The sequence below is a fragment of the Agromyces albus genome (assembly GCF_030815405.1).
Classification (GTDB): domain Bacteria; phylum Actinomycetota; class Actinomycetes; order Actinomycetales; family Microbacteriaceae; genus Agromyces; species Agromyces albus_A.
The window spans coordinates 15821-36609 of the sequence record NZ_JAUSWX010000001.1 but is presented as its reverse complement, the minus strand read 5'-3'; the positions used below and the strand labels follow the sequence as shown (position 1 = coordinate 36609).

16 protein-coding genes and 1 tRNA gene are annotated in these 20789 nt (G+C 69.5%); 5 read left to right on the top strand and 12 right to left on the bottom strand.

The window, feature by feature from the left end:
- Window positions 1-3: 3 nt before the first annotated feature.
- The 4 genes from QFZ29_RS00165 to QFZ29_RS00150 all read right to left on the bottom strand — a co-directional run bounded on the left by QFZ29_RS00165 (window position 4) and on the right by QFZ29_RS00150 (window position 5848).
- The gene (locus QFZ29_RS00165) at window positions 4-1863 is read right to left on the bottom strand and encodes a glycoside hydrolase family 13 protein (protein ID WP_306892220.1); all 1860 of its coding nucleotides are present in this window, start codon (window positions 1861-1863) and stop codon (window positions 4-6) included.
- Window positions 1864-1933: 70 nt separating this feature from the next.
- Window positions 1934-2923, bottom strand: coding sequence for a sugar ABC transporter permease (locus tag QFZ29_RS00160; RefSeq protein WP_306892219.1), 990 nt, complete (start codon window positions 2921-2923; stop codon window positions 1934-1936).
- Window positions 2923-4542 carry an ABC transporter permease subunit gene (locus QFZ29_RS00155; protein WP_306892218.1) on the bottom strand — a complete coding sequence of 540 codons (1620 nt, stop codon included), beginning with the start codon at window positions 4540-4542 and terminating at the stop codon, window positions 2923-2925. Before QFZ29_RS00155 ends, QFZ29_RS00160 begins: the two co-directional genes overlap by 1 nt.
- A 79-nt stretch (window positions 4543-4621) precedes the next feature.
- Window positions 4622-5848: a sugar ABC transporter substrate-binding protein gene (locus QFZ29_RS00150; RefSeq protein ID WP_306892217.1), complete on the bottom strand. Its 1227-nt coding sequence runs from the start codon at window positions 5846-5848 to the stop codon at window positions 4622-4624.
- Window positions 5849-6121: 273 nt separating this feature from the next.
- Here QFZ29_RS00150 and QFZ29_RS00145 point away from each other — a divergent pair, with 273 nt between their 5' ends.
- Window positions 6122-7804, top strand: a complete 1683-nt coding sequence (locus QFZ29_RS00145) for a glycoside hydrolase family 13 protein (protein WP_306892216.1) — start codon at window positions 6122-6124, stop codon at window positions 7802-7804.
- Between the two features lie 281 nt (window positions 7805-8085).
- On the opposite strand, the gene QFZ29_RS00140 is transcribed toward QFZ29_RS00145, so the two are convergent.
- The 4 genes from QFZ29_RS00140 to QFZ29_RS00125 form a co-directional block, all read right to left on the bottom strand.
- The gene (locus QFZ29_RS00140; RefSeq protein ID WP_306892215.1) at window positions 8086-8997 is read right to left on the bottom strand and encodes an endonuclease domain-containing protein; all 912 of its coding nucleotides are present in this window, start codon (window positions 8995-8997) and stop codon (window positions 8086-8088) included.
- Window positions 8998-9265: 268 nt separating this feature from the next.
- Window positions 9266-11176 (bottom strand): peptidoglycan DD-metalloendopeptidase family protein, encoded by a 1911-nt coding sequence (locus QFZ29_RS00135; protein ID WP_306892214.1) that lies wholly within the window; start codon window positions 11174-11176, stop codon window positions 9266-9268.
- Between the two features lie 191 nt (window positions 11177-11367).
- Complete coding sequence (locus QFZ29_RS00130; protein WP_306892213.1) at window positions 11368-12201, bottom strand: inositol monophosphatase family protein; 834 nt, start codon at window positions 12199-12201, stop codon at window positions 11368-11370.
- A gap of 29 nt (window positions 12202-12230) precedes the next feature.
- Window positions 12231-12878, bottom strand: a complete 648-nt coding sequence (locus tag QFZ29_RS00125; RefSeq protein ID WP_306892212.1) for a TetR/AcrR family transcriptional regulator — start codon at window positions 12876-12878, stop codon at window positions 12231-12233.
- A 94-nt stretch (window positions 12879-12972) separates the two neighbouring features.
- On the opposite strand from QFZ29_RS00125, the gene QFZ29_RS00120 reads away from it, so the two are divergent.
- Window positions 12973-13677 carry a DUF998 domain-containing protein gene (locus tag QFZ29_RS00120; RefSeq protein WP_306892211.1) on the top strand — a complete coding sequence of 235 codons (705 nt, stop codon included), beginning with the start codon at window positions 12973-12975 and terminating at the stop codon, window positions 13675-13677.
- Between the two features lie 102 nt (window positions 13678-13779).
- On the opposite strand, the gene QFZ29_RS00115 is transcribed toward QFZ29_RS00120, so the two are convergent.
- The 3 genes from QFZ29_RS00115 to QFZ29_RS00105 all read right to left on the bottom strand — a co-directional run bounded on the left by QFZ29_RS00115 (window position 13780) and on the right by QFZ29_RS00105 (window position 14685).
- A tRNA-Tyr gene (locus tag QFZ29_RS00115) sits at window positions 13780-13861 on the bottom strand.
- 72 nt (window positions 13862-13933) lie between these two features.
- Entirely contained in the window at window positions 13934-14521 is a 588-nt protein-coding gene (locus QFZ29_RS00110; protein WP_306892210.1) for a PH domain-containing protein, read from the bottom strand.
- The gene (locus QFZ29_RS00105; RefSeq protein WP_306896830.1) at window positions 14518-14685 is read right to left on the bottom strand and encodes a hypothetical protein; all 168 of its coding nucleotides are present in this window, start codon (window positions 14683-14685) and stop codon (window positions 14518-14520) included. Before QFZ29_RS00105 ends, QFZ29_RS00110 begins: the two co-directional genes overlap by 4 nt.
- A gap of 261 nt (window positions 14686-14946) precedes the next feature.
- Here QFZ29_RS00105 and QFZ29_RS00100 point away from each other — a divergent pair, with 261 nt between their 5' ends.
- Window positions 14947-15963 carry a LacI family DNA-binding transcriptional regulator gene (locus QFZ29_RS00100; protein WP_306892209.1) on the top strand — a complete coding sequence of 339 codons (1017 nt, stop codon included), beginning with the start codon at window positions 14947-14949 and terminating at the stop codon, window positions 15961-15963.
- Between the two features lie 3 nt (window positions 15964-15966).
- Here QFZ29_RS00100 and QFZ29_RS00095 read toward each other — a convergent pair whose 3' ends face one another.
- Window positions 15967-17133 (bottom strand): ROK family transcriptional regulator, encoded by a 1167-nt coding sequence (locus QFZ29_RS00095; protein WP_306892208.1) that lies wholly within the window; start codon window positions 17131-17133, stop codon window positions 15967-15969.
- A 142-nt stretch (window positions 17134-17275) separates the two neighbouring features.
- On the opposite strand from QFZ29_RS00095, the gene QFZ29_RS00090 reads away from it, so the two are divergent.
- Together QFZ29_RS00090 and QFZ29_RS00085 are read left to right on the top strand one after the other, a co-directional pair.
- Complete coding sequence (locus tag QFZ29_RS00090) at window positions 17276-19411, top strand: alpha-galactosidase (RefSeq protein ID WP_306892207.1); 2136 nt, start codon at window positions 17276-17278, stop codon at window positions 19409-19411.
- A 51-nt stretch (window positions 19412-19462) separates the two neighbouring features.
- Window positions 19463-20788, top strand: a complete 1326-nt coding sequence (locus QFZ29_RS00085; RefSeq protein ID WP_306892206.1) for an ABC transporter substrate-binding protein — start codon at window positions 19463-19465, stop codon at window positions 20786-20788.
- Window position 20789: the final 1 nt, after the last annotated feature.

The window sequence follows — 20789 nt, the reverse complement described above, 5'->3', positions numbered from 1 at the left end:
CCGTCACCAGCCAGGCGCGGCGACGCCGGCGAGCTGCCAGACCGCGAACGTCGGCCCATCGGCCGAGAGAGCCAGGAGACCAGCGGATGCCTCGAGCCGGGCATCGCCGAACAGCGGCGCCGCGGCATCCGTCACCTCGACCGACTCGGCTGCGAGCTCGAGCGTCGCAGCGCCTCGCGCAGCGAAGACGAGCAACCGCTCGTCGGCAGATTCGCGCACGAACGCCACCGCGTCCTCGCCGACCGCGACCCAGCGGATGCCGCCGGTCGCGAGCACCCGGTGGTCGCGACGTAGGCGCAGGAGCGACCGGTACGTCTCGAGCACGGGCGCGACCTCGTGCGACGCCTCACTCCCCCACGGGATCGGCGTGCGCGACTCCTCGCCGTCGACACCCGTGAGCCCGAACTCGTCGCCGGCCCACACGACCGGGATGCCGGGCAGCGTCACCGCGAGTCCGAGCGCGACGGGCACGGTGCCGGGCCGAGCCGACGTGCGGAAGCGCGGCGTGTCGTGAGTGTCGAGCGCGTTCATGGTCGCGAGCCGCGTTCGCCACGGGAACCCGGCGCTGAACCGCACATGCGCCTCGAAGAAGTCGCCGCCGGTGTACGACGGCACCGCGGCGTTGGCGAACCCGATGCCGCCGCCGCCCGCGCTGCCCGGCTCGAGCAGCCAGCTCCACAGCGGCCGCGTGAACGGCGTGTACGTCATCGCGCCGTGCCACGCATCGCCCTGGAAGTCGCTCGCCGCGTCGTTCGTCGACTCGCCGAGCAGGATCGTGTCGGGGTTCACCTCGAGCATCGTGCGGCGGATGGTCTGGCGCACCTCTGCGTTCAGGTCTTCAGCGCCGAGCCGGCCCGTCATGTTCGCGACGTCGATGCGCCATCCGTCGAGGCTGAACGGCGCCTTCAGGTAGCGAGCGACCACCGAGTCGGGCCCCTCGATGAACCGGCGCCGCAGCTCGGTCGAGCTCCAGTCGAACTTCGGCAGGCTCGGCACGCCGAGCCACGACTCGTAGCCGCCGCCGTCGGCCTCGTCGCGGAAGTGATAGAAGGAACGCTCGGGGGCCGCCGGGTCGGCCTGCGCCGCCGTGAACCACTCGTGCGCGTCGCCCGAGTGATTGCTCGTGAGGTCCCCGATGACACGGATGCCGCGGCGGTGCGCCTCCTCGACGAGCCGTACGAGCGCGTCGTCGCCGCCGAGCAGCGGGTCGACCTCTTCGAACGTCGACGCGTCGTAGCGATGATTCGATCGGGCCGGGAACACCGGCGTGAGGTAGAGCAGGTTCACGCCGAGCTGCTCGAGGTGATCGAGGTGCTCGCGTACGCCGTCGAGGTCGCCGCCGTAGAGCTGCTGCGAGCGGCCCGGCGGGTCGGCGTCGACGGGGTCGCTCCAGTCCGCAGGGATCGCCCACTCGGGCAGCTCACGTGCGGCTGCGCCATCCGACCTCGCAAACCGGTCGGGGAACACCTGGTACAGCACGCTCGACGCAGCCCACTCGGGCGGCGGTTCGTGCGCGACGAGGCGGAAGTCGTCGTGGTCGCGCGTCTCGGTCGTGAAGAGCCCGACCTGGTTCAGCCAGTGCTGCCGGCCGTCGGCGCCGACGAGCAGCCATCGGTAGCCGTGCAGGGGGTTCGCGACTTGGACGGCCGCTTCCCACCACTGCCAGCCACCGGCCCAGTCGATGACGACGGCCGGGGAGAACTGCGGCTCGCGGTTCGGGTTCGATCGCGTGCCCACCCACGTGAGCGGCCCGAACGATGCCGGCACGCGCAGTCGCACGCGAACGACCTCCCCGAGCGCCGGGGTCTGCGTCGAGACGTGCAGTGGGGATCCGTCGTGGTGCGGCGTCAGTCGCGAAGGCATTCCCCCACCCTTCCACGCGCAGGTTTCGGGCGGGAGAACCGGCGGTGCTGCGGCATCCGTTTCGCGATGCCTACTTGACGGCGCCGGCCGTGAGGCCGCCGACGATGTACTTCTGCAGGAAGAGGAACAGCGCGACCACGGGCAGCGCGGCGATGACCGCGCCCGCCGAGAAGGCGCTCCAGTCGGCGTAGCGCGGGTTCGAGACGAGCTTCGTGAGGCCGACGGCGAGTGTCTGCTGCTCGGTGTCGATCAGGAGCACGGATGCCACGACGAACTCGTTCACCGACGCGATGAACGACAGCAGCGCCACGACCGCGAGGATCGGCGCGACGAGCCGCAGGATGATCGTGAAGAAGATGCGCGCATGACCGGCGCCGTCGATCTTCGCGGCTTCGTCGATCGACGCGGGCACGGTGTTGAAGAAGCCGTACATCAGGTAGGTATTCACGCCGAGCGCGCCGCCGAGGTAGACCATGATCAGGCCGACGTGCGTGTTGAGGCCGATCGCCGGGAACCAGTCGCCGATCGCGCTCATGAGCAGGAAGATCGCGACGACGGCGAGCAGTTGCGGGAACATCTGCACGACGACGATCGAGATGAGCCCGAAGCGACGCCCCGTGAAGCGCATGCGCGAGAAGGAATACGCCGCGAGCGCCCCGAGGAAGACCGTGGCGACCGCCGTGATGCCCGAGATGAGGAGGGTGTTGCCGAACCACGTCGTGAACGGCACTTGCGGGTCGGTGAGGATCCGCACGTAGCTGTCGAGGCCGATCTTCGAGAACAGTGCGTTCGATCCGGTGAGCGTGCCGCGCGGATTGAGCGACGACGAGATCACGAAGATGATCGGGAACAGCGAGAACGCCACCATCACGACGCCCACGACGTGGCGCCAGCCGGTCGCCGCGAACCAGCGGCCGAAGTTGAACGGCCGCCGCGGCTGGATGCGCCGGGGAGCGTCGCCGATGGCGGCACTCGCCCGGGTCGAGGCATCCGCGAACTCGTCGATCTCACCGGCGACGAGGCCGATCGGCGTTCCGGAAACGGGTTGCTGCGCGGCCATCAGTTCAGCTCCTCGAGCGACTTGGTGCGACGGAAGGCGATGACCGAGATCACCGCGACGACGATGAAGATGATGATCGAGTACGCGCTCGCGAGACCGTAGTCACGCGACTGGCCGGTGAAGGCCACCTTGTAGACCATCGAGATCAGGATGTCGGTGAAGCCGACCGGGATCGGCGCGTTCGAGTCCCGTGGCCCGCCGTCGGTGAGCATGTAGATCACGTTGAAGTTGTTGAAGTTGAACGCGAACGACGCGATGAGCAGCGGCGCCACGCTCACGAGCAGGAGCGGCAGCTTGATGAGCCGGAACACCGCCCAGGGCCTCGCGCCGTCGACGGTCGCGGCCTCCTGCAGCTCCTCGGGAATCGACTGCAGCGCTCCCGTGCACACGAGGAACATGTAGGGGAAGCCCAGCCAGAGGTTGACGACGAGCACCGAGATCTTCGCGACGACCGGATCGGTGAGCCAGGGAACGGATGCCCCGCCGAGCAGCACCTGGTTGATGAATCCGAAGCTCTCATTCATCATGCCCGCCCAAACGAGCGCCGACAGGAACGACGGCACCGCATACGGGAGGATCATCAGCACGCGGTAGTACTTGCGGCCCCGCATGCGGAGGTCGTTGAAGACGATCGCGAGGAAGAGGCCGAGGAAGAACGTCGACGCGACCGAGATGAGCGCGAACGCGAAGGTCCAAAGCGTGACGTAGAACAGCGGGCCCGCGAGTCGCTCGTCGGTGACGGCGCGTACGAAGTTGTCGAAGCCGACCACGATCTGCCAGCCGGGCAGCAGCTGCTGTCCGTCGTCGGAGGTGAAGGCGCCGGTGCCGAGGTCGGTGTAGACGGTGCCGGTGCTGAGGTTGGTCATCGTGCCGGCGGCGGCGTCGTACTCGAGGTTCGAGAGGTAGAGGTATCCGCTGGATCCATCGGGCGTGCGGATGGCGCCGTCGTTCGGGTCATCGGAGAACGGGACCGCGAGCTCGGTGATCTCATCGGTGCGGGCGATGACGTCGGCGAAGTTCAGGGTGGTCCAGCCGTCGACGGCGACGGCCTTGCCGCCCTCCATCTCGGCGTCGACCTCGGTGAGCGGCGAGTCGCTCGTGCCGACGCTCGCCTCGCCATCGGGGTCGGTGACGAGCAGGCCGAGCTCGCCGAGCTGGTCGACGACGGTGACCTCGTAGGTCGGCGAGTCGGGCACGCGCTCGAGCGCTGAGCTCATGAGCGACGAGACCGCCTGCTCCTTCGAGCCGTTGTGCCCCGTGCCGTAGTTGGTGAAGGCGATGTAGCCCGTGTAGACGAGCACGAACACCTGGAAGACGACGAGGAAGATGACGCCAGGGGTGAGGTACTTCGCGGGCAGCTTCGTGCGCGAGAAGTAGATCCAGTTCACGATCGCCGTGACGACGCCGACGATGGCGGCCACGAGCCACTGCTCGCTCGAGATGAGGATGAAGATCGCGTAGACGGCGATCGCGTCGACGATGCCGAGCATGAGCACCTTGACGAGGAGCATCTTCACCCCGCCGGATGCCGCTTCGGCGACGCCTGCGGCCTGGCGCTGCCTCTTCGTCGGCTTCTTCGGGGTCTCCGCGGTGACTTCGTCGTCGATCGTGGTGCTCATCCTGCTCGCTCTTCCCGTCGAACGTGAGTGCTCCGGGTCGGATGCCTCGTGCGGCATCCGGCCCGGAGCAATCGATGTGTTACTGGATCGCAGCCTGCACGTCGGCCGTCAGCTTCTGCCACGTCGCGACGGGGTCGGCGCCGTTGATGACGTCGGCCTCGGCGATGCCCCAGTACTGCCAAACCGAACCCATGGCCGGGATCGCCGGCATCGGAACAGCCTCGGCGCCGACGGCGGCGAAGCCCTCGATGATCGGGTCGCTCGACGCGGTCTCAGCGGCGGCCGAGAGCGCCGGAAGCACGTTGCCCGCCTCGAAGAGCTCGAGCTGCACGTCTTCGGTGCCGAGGTAGTTGACGAGGAAGTCGTTCGCGGCGACCTTGTTCTTCGACTCGGAGGAGACGAAGAATCCCTTCACGCCGGCGAACGGCGAGGCGACCTCGGCGGTCGGGCTCGGCACGCTGTCGATCGCGACGTTCAGGCCCGCGTCGACGGCCGAGCCCACGTTCCACGGGCCGGTCAGCCAGAAGGCCGCGGTGCCGTCGAGGAAGGCCTGCTTGGCGATGTCGCCGTCGACGTCGGTGTTGAAGACGCCGGTGCCGTTCTTGCCCTGGCTCGCGAGCCACGTGGCGAACTGCTCGCCGCCCGCGTTGCCGAGCTGGAGGTCGGTGGGGTCGTAGCCCTGGTCGTTGCTGCCGAAGACGGGAGCGCCGAACGCGGTCTGGAACGGGTAGAGGTGGTAAGGGTTGCCCTCTGCGCCCTGCTCGACGACGAACGGCTGGGTGAGGCCCGCGGCCTGGCCCTTCGCGATCATGTCGTCGAAGCTCGTGGCGGCCTCGGGAACGAGGTCGGCGTTGCGGATCACGGCGATGTTCTCCACCGCGTAGGGAAGCATGTAGACCGTTCCCTCGTAGGTGGAGGCATCGATCGCGACGGGCAGGTAGTCGCCCGCCGAGTCGCCGAGCTCGATCGGTGCAACGACACCGTTCGTCGAAAGCTCGCCGAGCCAGTCGTGGGCGCCCATCGTGATGTCGGGGCCCTTGCCGGTCGGAACCTGCTGGATGAAGTCATCCTTGATGTCGGCGTTGTCCTTGCCGACGAGGTCGACCTTGACGCCGTTCTTCTCGGAGTATGCGTCAGCTGCCCCCTGCAGCGCGTCGACGCGCTCGGCGTCGACCCAGACCGTGAGCGTGCTGCTTGCGGCATCGCCTTCGGAGCCGGCGTCGCCGGCGGCGCAGCTCGCGAGACCGAGCGTCGCGACGACCGCGACGGCCCCGGCAGCGAGGAGGCTCTTCGTGTTCACCCTCATTGGTGTGTGCCCTTCTCAGTGTGCATGAGTCCGGCGCCTTCGCCTGGTGACGGAGCTGTGTTCCCCGTTCCGGTTCCCGTGGAACCGTGCACCGTGCCCGAAAGGCCGTTCTTCCATGGAGTACTCGCGTTATGCAAGCGATTACAGGTATACCTTGCGCGGCCGCTATCCTCAAACCAAGAGTGCGGCATCGATACAGGTTCGTGACCATCAGGTTACGCCGCGATGCTGCAAGCGTTTCCACGAGGTGTCCGGATGTCGTACAGTTTGCAGATGACCTCCGATTGGTGGCGCACCGCCGCGATCTACCAGATCTACCCCCGGTCGTTCGCCGACGCGAACGGCGATGGCATGGGCGACCTCGCCGGCATCACCTCGCGCCTCGACGACCTGCACGAACTCGGCATCGACGCCATCTGGCTCTCGCCGTTCTTCACGTCCCCGCAGCGCGATGCCGGCTACGACGTCGCCGACTACTGCGACGTCGACCCGCGCTTCGGCACGCTCGCCGATTTCGATGCGATGCTCGCCGAGGCCCATGCCCGCGGCATCCGCGTCATCATCGACCTCGTGCCGAACCACTCGTCCGACGAGCACGAGTGGTTCCAAGCGGCGCTCGCGGCGGGGCCGGGCAGTGCCGAGCGCGCGCGCTACCTCTTCCGCGACGGCCGCGGGCCGGCCGGCGACGAGCCGCCGAACAACTGGGAGTCCGTCTTCGGCGGCCCCGCGTGGACCCGCGTCGTCGAGGCCGATGGCACTCCCGGCCAGTGGTACCTGCACCTCTTCGACAGTTCGCAGCCCGACTTCGACTGGACGAACGACGAAGTGCGCGAGGAGTTCCGCGACATCCTGCGCTTCTGGCTCGACCGCGGCGTCGACGGCTTCCGCGTCGACGTGGCGCACGGCATGATCAAGGCCGACGGCCTGCCCGACTACACCCCGCCCGCCGACGGGGGCAGCATGGGCGGCGGCGCGGCCGTGACCTCCGGCGTCCCCCTCGAGCCCGCGATCAGCTCGGAGCCCGGCGACCTCGCGCCGTACTGGGGCCAAGACGGTGTACACGAGATCTACCGCGACTGGCGCAAGCTCCTCGACGAGTACCCGGGCGAACGCATCCTCGCCGCCGAGGCGTGGGTCGACCCGCTCCCCCGCGTGGCCAATTGGGTGCGCCCCGACGAGATGCACCAGGCCTTCAACTTCGCCTACCTCGAGACGCCGTGGGATGCCGCGGCCCTCCGTCACGTGATCGACGCCTCACTCGACGCCTTCGGCTCGGTCGGTGCGCCGAGCACGTGGGTGCTCTCGAACCACGACGTCGTGCGCCACGCGACACGCCTCTCGGTCACCGAGGCGAACCCCCAGGGTCACGGTCTCGGATCCCGCTCGAAGGGCCTGCCCGAGTACGAAGCCGGCCTGCGCCGCGCCCGGGCAGCGACCACCCTCATGCTCGCGCTCCCCGGCTCGGCCTACCTCTACCAGGGCGAGGAGCTCGGCCTGCCCGAGGTCATCGACCTCCCCGACGACGCGCGCGAAGACCCCACCTGGTTCCGCACGAACGGCGAGCGCTATGGGCGAGACGGATGCCGCGTGCCGATCCCTTGGGAGGCCGACGCGCCGTCCTACGGCTTCGGGCCGAGCGAGGCATCCTGGCTCCCGCAGCCCGCGCAATGGCGCGAACTCGCCCGCGACCGCCAGCGCGGCACCGACGGTTCGACGCTCGAGCTCTACCGGTCGCTCCTCCGCTTGCGGCGAGAGCACGACCTCGGCTCTGGCGCGGTCGAGTGGCTGCCCGGGTTCGACGGCGAGGTGCTCGCATTCCGCAACGGCGACGTCATCGCCGTGGCGAACACGGGCACGTCGCCCGTGGAGCTGCCCTCCGGCGACGTGCTGCTCGCGAGCGAGGCGCTCACCGGCCGCACCCTGCCGGGCGACACCACGGCCTGGCTCCGCGCGTAGTCGCGGGCGGCGCGGCTAACGCCAGGCGTAACCGCGGGCGGCGCGGCTAACGCCGCGCGTAGCCGCGAGCGGCGCGGCCGCCTGGTCTGCGCATGTCGCGGGCGGCTAGGCCGCCTGACTCGCTCCGCGGGTCGCCACTTCCGTCCGCAGCATCCGTCAACTGAAACCCGGTGCACGTGCGGCATCCGCTCTGCAGGGGATACTGCGTCATACCCCTGCCCACGCCAGCCATGACTTGGAATCCCCTGCATCCGGATGCGGATGTAGGGCGCGCCAACCAGTCAGCGCTCCCAGGCCTGCGCCCGAGCACCCCAGCGGTGCTCGCCGCGCTCGATGAGCGCCAGCAGGTCGCCTTGCGTACGCTCCCAGTCGTGCACGACCATGTCGTACGTCAGGCGCACGACGAGATAGCCACGCATCACGAGTTCGAACCCGCGACGGCGATCCTCGGCGAAGTCCTTCGTGTCCATGTGGAAGCCGGCGCCGTCGAGTTCGATGACGAGCCGATCTCCGATGAGCAGGTCGACGCGCCCGACGCCGGGAATGTACGCCTGCGTGCGGTGCGACAGACGCTTGCCGCGCGGGAGCATCCGCGCGATCGTCTCGAGCCCCGAGTCGCAGTGGGGGTCGGCGTGGTCGATGAGTCGACGCTTCGACGCGGGCACGAGCGCGCGGAGCTCGGCTCGCCCGGCGCCCGAGAGCTCACGCAGGTTCAGCGCGGAGTCCACGGCGATCATCGCAGCCAGGGAGCCAGCGCACGTGAACATCTCGGCGAGGGCGCGTGGCAATGAGTCGCGGGCCGGCACGTCGTTCGGCCCACTCGGTCGCTCGCGGTAGTGGACACAGACGCCATGCGACTTCTCCAGCGGAACAGCTCGGTCGAGAGGCGAGCGGAGCCGCGACGCGCCACCCGCCACGCGCACATGGAGCATGGGATCGTCGAGCGTCCAGAGTCCGTGGAGTCGAGCGACGGATGCCGCCGTCAACGTGCCCCCGACGCGCACCGCCCCCACGACCGCGGACGGAGCATCCGGTACGCCGTACCAGCCGCGGCGCACTGCGAAGACTGCGCCGCTTGCGACTCCCCGCTGGAGTACGCCACGACTCACACCCGCCTGCTCGAGAGCGCGGCGAGGCAGCACACCTCCATTGGCACGGATGAGTCGCGCTGGTTCCATGGCCGAGGGAGTCATCCCGTGAGTCTTGACGCGTTCGAGGCCTGGTGACCGCGCGCCGAACGCGCTGTGGAGAACGGCCCCCACCGATCGCCTGTGGAGGGCTCGTCCGAACGCCCGTGGAGTGCTGCAGGGGAAACGCGATCATGCCTCGCCGCAGCGTCGGGATGATCGTGATTCGCCTGCATCCGGGATGTCGCGGCCAATGGATGCGACACGAGCGCGAGCAGGTCTCGCGATCCGAGCCCGACGTGGCGTTGACGAGCGGGCGAGGGCGAGGGCGACGCTAGTTCGTGTTCTCGTAGAGCCAGACGAGCGGGTCGACCTTCATGCCGTCGACGCCGCCGAGGCGGATTTCGAAGTGCAGGTGAGGACCGGTGGACATGCCGGTGTCGCCCGTGGTGCCGATGACGTCGCCGACGCCCACCTGGTCGCCGACCGCGAAGCGCATCGAGTCGTACTCCATGTGCGCGTAGACGCTCGTGACCTTCTGGCCGTCGATCTCGTGATCGATCATCATGACGACGCCGAGTGACCCGCCGCCGTTCTCGGCCACGACCACGGTGCCGTCGGCGATCGACTGGATCTCGGCGCCGAGGCCCGGGTTGAAGTCCTGGCCGCCGTGGTTGGTCGAACAGCCGTAGCAGTCGCGATAGCCGAAGCGGTCGCCGATGTGCACGCCGACGGCGAACGGCCACTGGATCGTGCCCGCCGGGTTGTTCGTGAACGTCGCCTCGGCGCGAATGCCGGCCGCCTTGGCGTACTCCTCGATCGACTGGGCCTTGTAGCCCTCGCGCTCGACGCTCTGCGCGAGCGCGCCGCCCGTGATCTCGACGCGCTGGGCGTCGGGCTCGTCGGTCGCCACGCTCTCGAGGGCCATGGCCTGCACGTCGGCGGGGGTGAGCAACGAGAGCGACGGCACGGATGTCGCGACGGCGAGCAGCGCAGCGAAGCTCATCGCGACGACAGTCGCAACACGAGCGCCTCCGCGGCGCTTGCGCGGCGTGGCCGCAACGGACGCCGTCGTGGGACGCGTCGGGCGGGTGTTGCGGATCGCCGGGATGCCGGTGTGGTTCGAGCGGGGGTCTCGCGGCGCCTGACCGCGGGCGGCGTGGTCGTTGGTTCGGCGCCCGCAGCCCGACGACGAGGATGACGACGTCGAGCGGCGGCGCGATTCGGCCTCGACCAAGGTCGCCACGTCGCGACGCGAAGCGCGCCCCTCGTCGACCGTCGGCATCAATGCTGCCGACGGCAACGCGGCGGCCGACGTCGGCGAAGGCGCCGGCGAATTCCTGGCGAAGATGTCGAGCGCGTCGAAGCTGTCGGATGACGCCGGGCCGGGCGCCTTCGCACCGGCCGAGGTGGCGATGGTTGCGGTGACGGCGACGGATGCCGCAGCCGCTGCATTCGCGGCGACCTCCTGCGTTGCCGGCCTCGGTACGGCCGGCGGGGCGGGCTTCGGTACGGCCGACTGGGCTGGCATCGGCACGGGCGTCGGCACGCCAGGCACCGCAGAGGTCGGAGGTTTGGCCGGCGTGGCCGCCGCACCGACGCGTCGCGGTCCAGCCGCTCGAGCAGCCTTCTGGGCCTTGCGTTCCGCTCGCGTCGGCTTGGACGCGCGCGCTTTGCGGCCGCTGCGCGCCGTGACGTTCGCCGCATCGACGTCGTCGAGGGCCTGGTCGCCGAGCCCGCCGAACAGCGAGTCGAAGGCGTTCGTCTCTGAGGACGCGGAGCCCTCGGAGCGGGAAACAGCGAAGGCCGAGTCCGGGTCGACTCGAGAGTCGGCCGGCTCGGCCTGGGAGAACCGTGCAGGGGTGGGAGCAGTTGTGCGGCGGGACCGGAGCTCGGAGCTCGGATGGCTCGCGGCATCCGCTCGACGGTCGGACCGCGGTGTCGGGGCGGCTTCGGCCGGAGCGCCGGCCGAGATGCCGAAGAGCTCGTCGAAGCTCGGCTGCGGTGCTGCCCCTGCAGCGGCGTCGAAGCCCGGCTGCCCTACCGGAAGATCGGCGTTGCGATCCGCACCAGCCGAAGACTGAGCAGCCGATTCGACGACCGCCTCGATGCCGTGCCCCTCGGCCTGCCGAGCCTCAGCCGCCTCGCGCTCACGTAATTCACGTCGCGTCAGGGGTCGCTCGGGCCGCAATGAAGCCTGAGTGCCTGGCGTTGAACCGTCGGGCACGAGGGGGGACTCGAGCACGTGTGAAGGACCTTCGGCATTGGGGGTGAGCGGGGGATCTCGGAGGTGTTCATCGCGACATCACGTCGAGATAACGGATTGGTAAAGACTACCTGCTGACCACCACCTTGCCAAGGCGAACGGAGATTTCCGGAAGCCGCGCGGACTGAGAGCGGGGCCATCCGCATGACGGCGGGGAATCCGCCGCTGAATCACGCGTCGAGACCCGCGTCGATGAGCGCGGACGCGAGCTCGGCGTAGAGCCCGGGCGGCGCTGCGATGAGGAGTTCGATGCTCTCGGCACTGCCCCGCGGGCCGCCGATGCGAGCGCCGGCTTCGCGCGCGACGAGGGCGCCGGCCGCGTGATCCCACGGGTTCAGGCCGCTCTCGTAGAAGGCGTCGAGCCGGCTGGCGGCAACCCCGCAGAGGTCGAGGGCCGCTGATCCGAAGCGGCGGATGTCGCGCACTCGCGGGAGCAGCTCGAGCATCACCTCGGCTTGGGCGCGCCGGCGCTCGGCGGCGTAGGAGAACCCGGTGCCGACGAGGGACTGGCCGAGCGAGACATCCGTGTTCACCTGAAGGGTTCGTCCGTCGAGTCGCGCTCCCCCGCCGGCGCTCGCCTCGAAGACCTCGCCCGAGACGGGGTTCACCACGACCCCGGCGAGCGCGCTCCAGGCGCCGGGATCGGCCGGCCCGTCGACGACCGCGATGCTCACCGACCACGCGGGGATGTCGTAGAGGAAGTTGACCGTGCCGTCGATCGGATCGACCACCCAGTTCAGGCCGCTCGTGCCGACGTGGGTCACGCCCTCCTCGCCGAGGATGCCGTCGTCGGGCCGGGCTTCGAGCACGAGCGAGCGGATCAGGGCCTCGGTGTCGCGGTCGACCGCCGTGACGATGTCGGTCGGCGTCGACTTCGTGGCCGCCACACTCACGCCGGCGGTTCGCGCGTCGAGCGCGAACTCGGCCGCCCGCAACGCGATGCTGCGAGCGAGCTCGAGCAGGGCAGCGGGAGCGGATGCGTCGGATGTCTCGTGCTGGGTCATCCCCTCACGGTACGCGGCACGCACAACCCTCACGCGCGCGCGCGTCTCCCACCGACATACGCGCGGAGGAACACGGCAACGCCGCGCTCGGCTCGGCGCTCGATCGCCGGCGGGTCGGGCTGCCCGTCGAGGATGAACATGGCCCGATCGAGCGGTGCTCCCATGACGAGGAATGCGAAGTGCTCGGCTGCCTCGGCGGCGTCGTCGAAGTCGAGCACACCGCGCTCACGGAATCGCTCGAGCGCCTCGGCGATGGTGCGCATGACCCGCCCCGGGGCGCGGTCGTAGTAGTCCGCCGCGAGCTCCGGGAATCGCGCGGTCTCGCCGATGAGCAGCCGCCGAAGGGCCACGACACGACCGCCGAACACGATGCGGGCGAGCCGCATGCCGGTCTCGCGAAGCGCGCTCTCGGGATCGGCCGCCTCGGCGAGCTCCCCGGCGATGTCGGTCGAGAAGCGCTCGGCCGTGTCGATCGCGTTGCCGAGGATCTCTCGGAAGAGCTGCTCCTTGCCGCCGAAGATGTTGTAGACGGTGCGCTTGGAGACCCTCGCCTCGGCGGCGATCTCGTCGACATTCGCGGCGATGAACCCGTGCCGGAGGAAGTGCGCCGCGGCCGCCTCGAGGATCACGGCGCGCGATCGCTCGACACGCGGGTCGGTGGAGACCGGCACCTGCATTGCGTTCCTCGATTTCTTTTACTCACCAGTGTACTAATGCACTCGTGCGTGCAATACTGCACGCATCAGTGTAGTTCACGATCGGAGGTCGGCCATGTCCACAACACCCGGCGCAGCTCGCGCCACCCGCGCCAATCGCCCGGCGGGCTTCGACGGCGCAGCAGCCGTCACGCGCTCACTCCTCGGCTGGGGTGTCGTCGTCGGCCCGTTCTACCTCATCGTGAGCCTCGTGCAGGTGCCCTTCACTCCAGGCTTCGACCTGGCGCAGCATCCGCTCAGCCTGCTCATGCTCGGCGACGCGGGCTGGATCCAGATGACGAACCTGATCCTCTCGGGGCTCATGGTGATCGCCGCCGCCATCGGATTCCTGCGGGCGCCCGACCGGGCCCGCGTCACCGGATGGCTCGTAGCCTTCTACGGCGTGTGCCTTGTGGGCAGCGGCATCTTCCCGCCCGACCCGATGGCCGGCTTCCCGGTCGGCTCGGAGATGGCGACCACGCTCGGCGTCTCGGGGCTGCTGCACTTCGCGTTCGGCGCCTTGGGATTCGTCACGCTCGCCATCGCGGCGATCGCGTACGGCAGCCGCAGCGCTCGCCTGAGCGAACGAGGGTGGGCGATCGGATGCCGCGTGGCCGGCGCCGTGATCATCCTCGGGTTCTTCGGCGGCGCGGCGCTGTCGGCAGGGCCTGCCGGCGTCGCATCGCTGTGGCTCACCGTGCTCGTCGGATGGGCCTGGCTCGCCGCGGCATCCATTCACACCTATCGTGCGGTGCCGCACCCGACGCGGCCCGCCGCGTGACGGCCGCCGACGACGGCCCGACTGCCTGATCGGCAGGCTCCAACGGCGCGGCCGAAAGCGCCGGAAACACGAAAGCCCCGGTCGCGACCGGGGCTGTTCACGTGGCGAGTGAGGGATTCGAACCCCCGAATGCTGAGCAGTCTGATTTACAGTCAGATCCCTTTGGCCGCTTGGGTAACTCGCCGTCGCACCCGACCACGTTCTGCACACAACCGGGGGCCTGTCAAGGATACCCGTCGAGAGGCGTGTCGAGAAATCAGCGCCAGCGAGCGGATGCACGGCGCCAGGTGCCGTCGGGTGGCCAGGCATGTTCGGCCTTCGACTGGCGAACCGCCCCGCGGAGGCCCGAGCGCTGGATGACCCGCTGGATGGAGCTGCCGCGCTCGTCGGGCGAGCCGACGTACCGGATCTCGCGAAGCCCCTGGTCTTGGGCCGCGGACTCGAACACGAAGTGGCCGTAGCCGAAGACGCGGCCGATCATCGGCTTTCGCACCGAGATGTCGAGGATTCGAGCGATCGGCATGGTGGCGATGTGTTGCGACAGGATGCCGTGCACGCGGAACACCCGCATGTTGGTGATCACGAAACGGTCCATTCGAGCCTGGAGGATCCGCCACGTCGCGTGCAGGGCCAGACACATGGCGATGACGAACGGAACCCACCATGCCGCGGCGGGCACCCAGAAGATGATCAGCAGGAACGGGACTGCGGCGGCGAGCTCGAGCATGGGACCGACGATCGCCGCCCAGTGCTTGCGCACCTCGTCGATGATGACTTCGCCCTCGTCTGCGATGAGGTGCCGCTCGACCCGGGGGTCGAATTCGAACAACCTCGAGACGCTCATGTCGCGAGCGAGGAGAAGAACCGGCCCATCGCGTCGGTCGCCGTCACGACCGCGCCGACGGCGCCTTGCACGGCGTTCGCGGCATCCTCAGGTCGGGAGATCATGTAGAACAGGGCGAAGACCACGACGAGCGCGATGCCGATGCCCTTGACCCACTTCATCACGATGCTTCCCTTCGACGGCAACGGCGGGCAAGCCGCCCCCGGTGCAAGCCCTGACGCATGCCTTTCTACAGCACGAATTCGCGGCTGGGCAACGATTGCTCCGCGTGGCGCGGCAATCGTGCCGAAGTTGTCAGCTTCGGCGTCGCCGCATGACGCCGACCAGCACCGCGGCCAGATCGGCCAGTAGTGCGACGCCCCGCCGCTAGGATTCGAGCGGGGCCCGAACGCGCAATCGCGCGGGAAACCGAGGGCGAGGAGCACATGGCCGGCATCGAAGAGGTGGCGAAGCTCGCGGGCGTGTCGACCGCGACGGTCTCGCGTGCACTCAGCGGCCGCGGACACGTGTCGCCCGCGGCGAAGGCGAAGGTCGAGGAGGCCGCCGCCCGGCTCGGCTACGTGGTGTCGTCGAATGCGTCGAGCCTCGCGTCGGGTCGCACGCGCAACATCGGCGTCGTGATCCCCTTCCTCAATCGCTGGTTCTTCTCATCCGTGCTCGAGGGCGCGCAGCAGTCGCTCCTTCGGAGCGGCTACGACCTCACCCTCTACAACCTCTCGGGCGACGGCCGCGAGCGCGCGAGCGTGTTCGAGCACTTCCTCATGCGGCAGCGCGTCGACGCGGTCATCGCCGTCTCCCTCGAGCTCACCGAGCGCGAGGTCACCCGCCTGCACGACCTGGGCAAGCCGCTCGTCGGCGTCGGCGGGCCGATCCCCGGCGTGCGCACGCTCACCATCGACGACGTGGCCGTGGCCCGCCTCGCGACCGAGCACCTCATCGGCCTCGACCACTCGCGCATCGCACACATCGGCGGCGACCTCGAGTTCGACCTCGACTTCCACCTGCCCACGAACCGGCGCATCGGATACGAGGCGGCGCTGCGCGACGCCGGCATCGAGGTCGACCAGCGACTGTTCGCCCCCGCCGACTTCACGATCCGCGGCGGCTACCACGCGGCCAAGCAACTGCTCGGGGTGCCGCGCGACCGGCCGACGGCGATCTTCGCGGCATCCGACGAGATGGCCATCGGCTCGATCCTCGCGGCCCGCGACCTCGGCCTCGTGGTGCCGCGCGACGTCTCGATCATCGGCATCGACGACCACGACCTCTCCGACTTCTTCGGCCTCTCGACCGTCGCCCAGTTCCCGCGCCTGCAGGGCGAGAAGGCCGTCGAGATCCTCATGGAGCAGCTCGAGCCCGAAGCGGATGCCCCTGCGCCCGCCGCGACTCCCCTGCCCTACGAGTTGCGCGTGCGCTCGAGCACCGCGCGGCCCACGCCGTAGCGGTCAGGCGCTCAGTCGCAAGCGCGCGAATGCGTCTTCGATCGCGATCGCCGCGGCGCCGCGCGCCCACGACACGAACCCGGCGTCGTCGACGTGCAGCTGCAGCGGTGAGGCCTCGGCGTCACGGTCGGCGGCGAGCGCCTCGCGAGCAGCACCCTCGGCCACCCGCCACAAGCCGATGCCCTCGCCCGAGAGCACGACCGTGTCGACCATCGCGAGGTTCGCGATGTACGCGAGCATGCGACCGAGCGCCCGCGCGGCGGCCGTCGTGATCGAGACGGCGAGCGGATGCCCCGCCTCCGCGAGCTCGAGCACCTCGTCGTACGTGACCTCACGGCCGAGGGCGATGCCGAGCTGCGCGCAGATGCCCGGAATGGAGAGCATCGCGGTGGAGCATCCGCGGTGCCCCTCGATGCAGAGCGGGCCGCTGGCGTCGAGTGGCAGGTGGCCGGCGAGACCGAGCCCTGAGTCGGGCGTGACGACGACGCGGTCGTACATGACGAGGCCATAGCCAACGCCCGCACCGATCGTGACGACGGCGAAGTTCGGTACGCCCCGGCCGGCGCCGAACCACTGCTCGGCGGTGGTGAGCGCCGTGACGTCGTTCTCGACGGTGACCGGCAGTCCGCCGAGCTCGCGTTCGAGGAGGTCGGCGAGCGGCACGTCGCGCCACTCGAGGAACGGCGCCCGCTTCACGATGCGCCGCCCGGCCACGTTGCCGCCGATGCTCAGGCCGACGCCCGCGACATCGGTCAGGTCGCCGGCTCCGGATGCCGCGGCGACCTCGCGCACGACTGTGGCGATCGCCGCGACGACGGCGGCCACGTCGTGCCCTCCGAGAGCGCGCGCGGCCCGCGCCTGCGCGGTGGCCCTGAGGTCGGTGGCGACGCCGAGGACGTCGTCGCCCGTGACCTTGATGCCGATGAACCGTCGCGCGTCGACGCGCACGTCGAGCGGCTTCGCCGGGCGCCCGATCGCACCCTTCTGCTCCTCGACGCCCTCGACGAAGAGCCCGAGGTCGAGGAACGGCTTGCTGAGCCGCGTGAGGCTTGCGGGCGAGAGGCCGAGTCGTCGTCCGAGTTCGGAGCGCGAGATGGGGCCGTGGATGAGCACCTCACGCGCGAGCTCGCGCGCGGAACGGCTCGCCTCGGTAGTCGTGGCATCCGTCATCGGGTTCTCTTTCGGCGGGTCATCGTTGGCCTATTTCGTTTCATTGTGACATGAAGCGAGCGACAGAACGGCGGTCCGCACCCGGCGGACGCCTGGGAACACTGTCTTGACAGCCCAGTTATTTCTGCCGTAGAAAGAACTCATGCAAGGCAGCACCCCCGGGCTCTTCCACCTGCGCAACGGAGGCACGAGCGTCATCATCGACGACCGGCACTCCCCGCTCCCCGCGATCGTCTACTGGGGTGAAGACCAGGGCGATCTCGCCGAGTCCGAACTCGCGGCGCTCGGCGTGGCTGCGCTGCCGCAACGCGTCTCGGGAGGGCTCGACCAGCCGGCCCCGCTCACGCTCATCCCGCAGGAGTCCTCGGGCTGGCTCGCGACCCCGGGGCTCAGCGGCCATCGCGACGGCCGCTCATTCTCGACCAAGCTCGAGACGACCGCGATCGAGGTCGACGAGGCATCCGGAACCGCCGAGATCACCGCGACGGATGCCGCAGCCGGCCTCGAGGCGACGATCACGCTCGAGGTCACCCCCGCCGGACTCCTCCGCCAGCGGATCTCCCTCACGAACCGCTCACCCGCGCCCTATTCACTCCTCGCGCTCGCACCGACGTTCCCGCTGCCGCACGACCTCGACGAGCTCTTCGACACGACGGGCCGGCACCTTCGCGAGCGGTCGCCGCAGCGGCACGCCTTCACGATCGGCGGCCACGTGCGCGAGAGCCGGCGCGGCCGGCCGGGCTCCGACGCGAGCCTCTTGCTCGCCGCCGGGCGCGCCGGCTTCGGATTCGAGCGCGGGCTCGTCTACGCGGTGCACACCGCGTGGAGCGGCAACCACCGCTTGCTCGCCGAGCGCACGCCGACCGCCGAGTCCTTCTTCAGCGCCGGCGAGCTCCTCGGCCCCGGCGAGATCGTGCTCGCCGAGGGCGAGAGCTACACGACGCCTTGGGCGATCGGCTCGTGGGGCGACGGGCTCAACGCGCTGTCGAAGCGATTCCACGACGAGTTGCGTGCCCGCCCGCGGCATCCGCGTCGCGCCCGCCCGGTGACCCTCAACACGTGGGAGGCCGTGTACTTCGACCACGACCTCGACAAGCTCGGCGAGCTCGCCGCGCTCGCGGCATCCGTCGGGGTCGAACGCTTCGTGCTCGATGACGGCTGGTTCCGCGGCCGACGCGACGACACCGCCGGCCTCGGCGACTGGTTCGTCGACGAGACGGTCTGGCCCGCCGGGCTCGGTCCGCTCATCGAGAAGGTGCAGGGACTCGGCATGGAGTTCGGCCTGTGGGTCGAGCCCGAGATGATCAACCTCGACAGCGAGCTCGCGCGCGCGCACCCCGACTGGATCCTGCGCGGCCGCGACGAGCTGCCGATCCCCGCCCGGCAGCAGTACGGGCTCGACCTCGCGCACCCCGACGCGTGGTCCCACCTGCTCGAGCGGCTCGACGCGCTCCTGAGTGAATACGACATCGCCTACCTGAAGTGGGATCACAACCGCGACCTGCTCGAGGCCGGCGCCGCCGACACGGGCCGTGCCCGCGTTCACGACAACGTCACGGCGCTCTACCGGCTGCTCGCGGCGCTCAAGCAGCGCCACCCCGGGCTCGAGGTGGAGTCGTGCGCCTCGGGCGGCGCGCGCGTCGACCTCGGCATCCTCGACCACACCGACCGGGTCTGGACGAGCGATACCCTCGACCCGATCGAGCGCCTGCAGATCCAGCGCTACACGAGCCTCCTCGTGCCGGCCGAGATCATGGGCGCGCACCTCACGAGCCCCGACGTGCACTCGACCCAGCGCTCGGTCTCGCTCGACTTCAGCGCCGGCATCGCATTCTTCGGCCACCTCGGCATCGAGTGGGATCTCACCGGGCTCGACGACGAGGGCCTCGCGGCGATCTCCCGCTGGGTGGAGCTGCACAAGCGGCACCGCGCGCTCATCCACTCGGGCGCACTCGTGCACGGCGACACCGCGGATGCCACGTGCGACGTGCGCGGTGTCGTGGCTGCTGACGGGACATCCGCTCTCTTCACCTTCACCCAGGTGTCGACGAGCGTGACCTACCCGCCGGGCCGCTTCACGCTCCCCGGGCTCGACCCCGATCGCCGCTACACGCTGCGCATCGTCGCCGGAAGTGTCGACGCCGGACCCGGCCAGTCGCCGCTCGCGTGGGCCGGGCAGCCGATCACGCTCACCGGCCGCCAGCTCGGGACCGCGGGGCTGCAGGCGCCCGTGCTCTTCCCGGCCCAGCTCGTGCTGCTCGAACTCAGCTCCCCCTGACGACCGGCTCCACTCGCACTACCTGCACCACGAAGCGCAAGGAGGCGCACTATGACGGATGACACACCACGCGGCATCTCACACAGCTCGCGACACACCCGACGACGACGCGCGATGAGCACCGTGGCGATCGCCTCAGCCGCGGCGCTGCTGCTCGCGGGCTGCGCGTCGCCCGCCGGCGAGGGAGACGTCGTGACGCTCGACTTCTTCCAGTTCAAGGGCGAGGCCATCGAGGACTTCGACGCGATCATCGCCGAGTTCGAAGCCGAGAACCCCGACATCCGGGTGGTGCAGAACGCTCCACCAGACCCCGACACCGCCATTCGCGCGCTGCTCGTGAAGGACAAGACGCCCGACGTCATCACGCTCAACGGCGCCGCGCCGTTCGGCCAGATCGCGAGGGCGGGCGTCTTCCACGACTTCACCGGCGACCCGTTGCTCGATCGCATCAACCCGGCCGTGCAGGAGGTGCTCGCCGACCTCGGCACCTTCGAGGAGCGGGAGGTGAACTCGCTCGGCTACGTCTCGAACGCCAACGGGATCCTCTACAACCGCGAGATCTTCGCCGAGCAGGGACTCGAGCCGCCCACGACCTGGGACGAGCTCATCGAGGTCTGCGAACAGCTCTCGGCGGCGGGCATCACGCCCTTCTACGGCACCCTCGCCGATGCCTGGACGACCCAGCCGGCCTTCAACGGCATCGGTGCGTACCTCGCGCAAGACGGATTCTTCGATGACCTCCGGGCACAGGGCACCGACGTGGGCCCGGACTCCGAGGTGTCGTTCGAGCAGGACTTCGCCCCGGTGCTCGAGCGGATGCAGCAGCTGTACTCCTACGCGCAAGAGGGCTTCCGCGGGCGTTCGTATGACGACGGCAACGCAGCGTTCGCGGCGGGCGAGTCGGCGATGCTCATGCAGGGCGTATGGGCGCTGGCACCCGTGAAAGACGTGAACCCCGACTTCGATGCGGGCGTCTTCCCGTATCCGAACGACGATCCCGACGAGCGGCTGCTCGTCTCGGGCGTCGACATCACGGTCACGATCGGCAAGGACACCCCGCACTTCGATGAGGCCCGGCGATTCGTCGAGTTCATGTTCCAACGCGAGGTCGTCGACGAGTTCGCGGCATCCCAGAACATGTTCGCCGCGGTCACCGACACCGAGGGAACCGACGATCCGACGCTCCTCGAGCTGCAGCCGTACTTCGACGACGCGAAGATCACGGGCTTCATCGATCATCAGATCCCGGCGAGCGTCCCGCTCGCGCCGACGCTGCAGCAGTTCGTCTTCGACGGCGATGCATCCGGTGCGCTCGCAACCCTCGACAACGAGTGGCGGAAGTTCGCCGCCCGCACCACGACCGTGAGCGGAGGCTGAC

Excerpts from the sequence above, each read along its gene's own strand:
- QFZ29_RS00165 (WP_306892220.1), bottom strand. The coding sequence starts at position 1,863 with ATGCCTTCGCGACTGACGCCGCACCACGACGGATCCCCACTGCACGTC.
- QFZ29_RS00160 (WP_306892219.1), bottom strand. The coding sequence starts at position 2,923 with ATGGCCGCGCAGCAACCCGTTTCCGGAACGCCGATCGGCCTCGTCGCC.
- QFZ29_RS00155 (WP_306892218.1), bottom strand. The coding sequence starts at position 4,542 with ATGAGCACCACGATCGACGACGAAGTCACCGCGGAGACCCCGAAGAAG.
- QFZ29_RS00150 (WP_306892217.1), bottom strand. The coding sequence starts at position 5,848 with ATGAGGGTGAACACGAAGAGCCTCCTCGCTGCCGGGGCCGTCGCGGTC.
- QFZ29_RS00145 (WP_306892216.1), top strand. The coding sequence starts at position 6,122 with ATGACCTCCGATTGGTGGCGCACCGCCGCGATCTACCAGATCTACCCC.
- QFZ29_RS00140 (WP_306892215.1), bottom strand. The coding sequence starts at position 8,997 with ATGACTCCCTCGGCCATGGAACCAGCGCGACTCATCCGTGCCAATGGA.
- QFZ29_RS00130 (WP_306892213.1), bottom strand. The coding sequence starts at position 12,201 with ATGACCCAGCACGAGACATCCGACGCATCCGCTCCCGCTGCCCTGCTC.
- QFZ29_RS00125 (WP_306892212.1), bottom strand. The coding sequence starts at position 12,878 with ATGCAGGTGCCGGTCTCCACCGACCCGCGTGTCGAGCGATCGCGCGCC.
- QFZ29_RS00120 (WP_306892211.1), top strand. The coding sequence starts at position 12,973 with ATGTCCACAACACCCGGCGCAGCTCGCGCCACCCGCGCCAATCGCCCG.
- QFZ29_RS00110 (WP_306892210.1), bottom strand. The coding sequence starts at position 14,521 with ATGAGCGTCTCGAGGTTGTTCGAATTCGACCCCCGGGTCGAGCGGCAC.
- QFZ29_RS00100 (WP_306892209.1), top strand. The coding sequence starts at position 14,947 with ATGGCCGGCATCGAAGAGGTGGCGAAGCTCGCGGGCGTGTCGACCGCG.
- QFZ29_RS00095 (WP_306892208.1), bottom strand. The coding sequence starts at position 17,133 with ATGACGGATGCCACGACTACCGAGGCGAGCCGTTCCGCGCGCGAGCTC.
- QFZ29_RS00090 (WP_306892207.1), top strand. The coding sequence starts at position 17,276 with ATGCAAGGCAGCACCCCCGGGCTCTTCCACCTGCGCAACGGAGGCACG.
- QFZ29_RS00085 (WP_306892206.1), top strand. The coding sequence starts at position 19,463 with ATGACGGATGACACACCACGCGGCATCTCACACAGCTCGCGACACACC.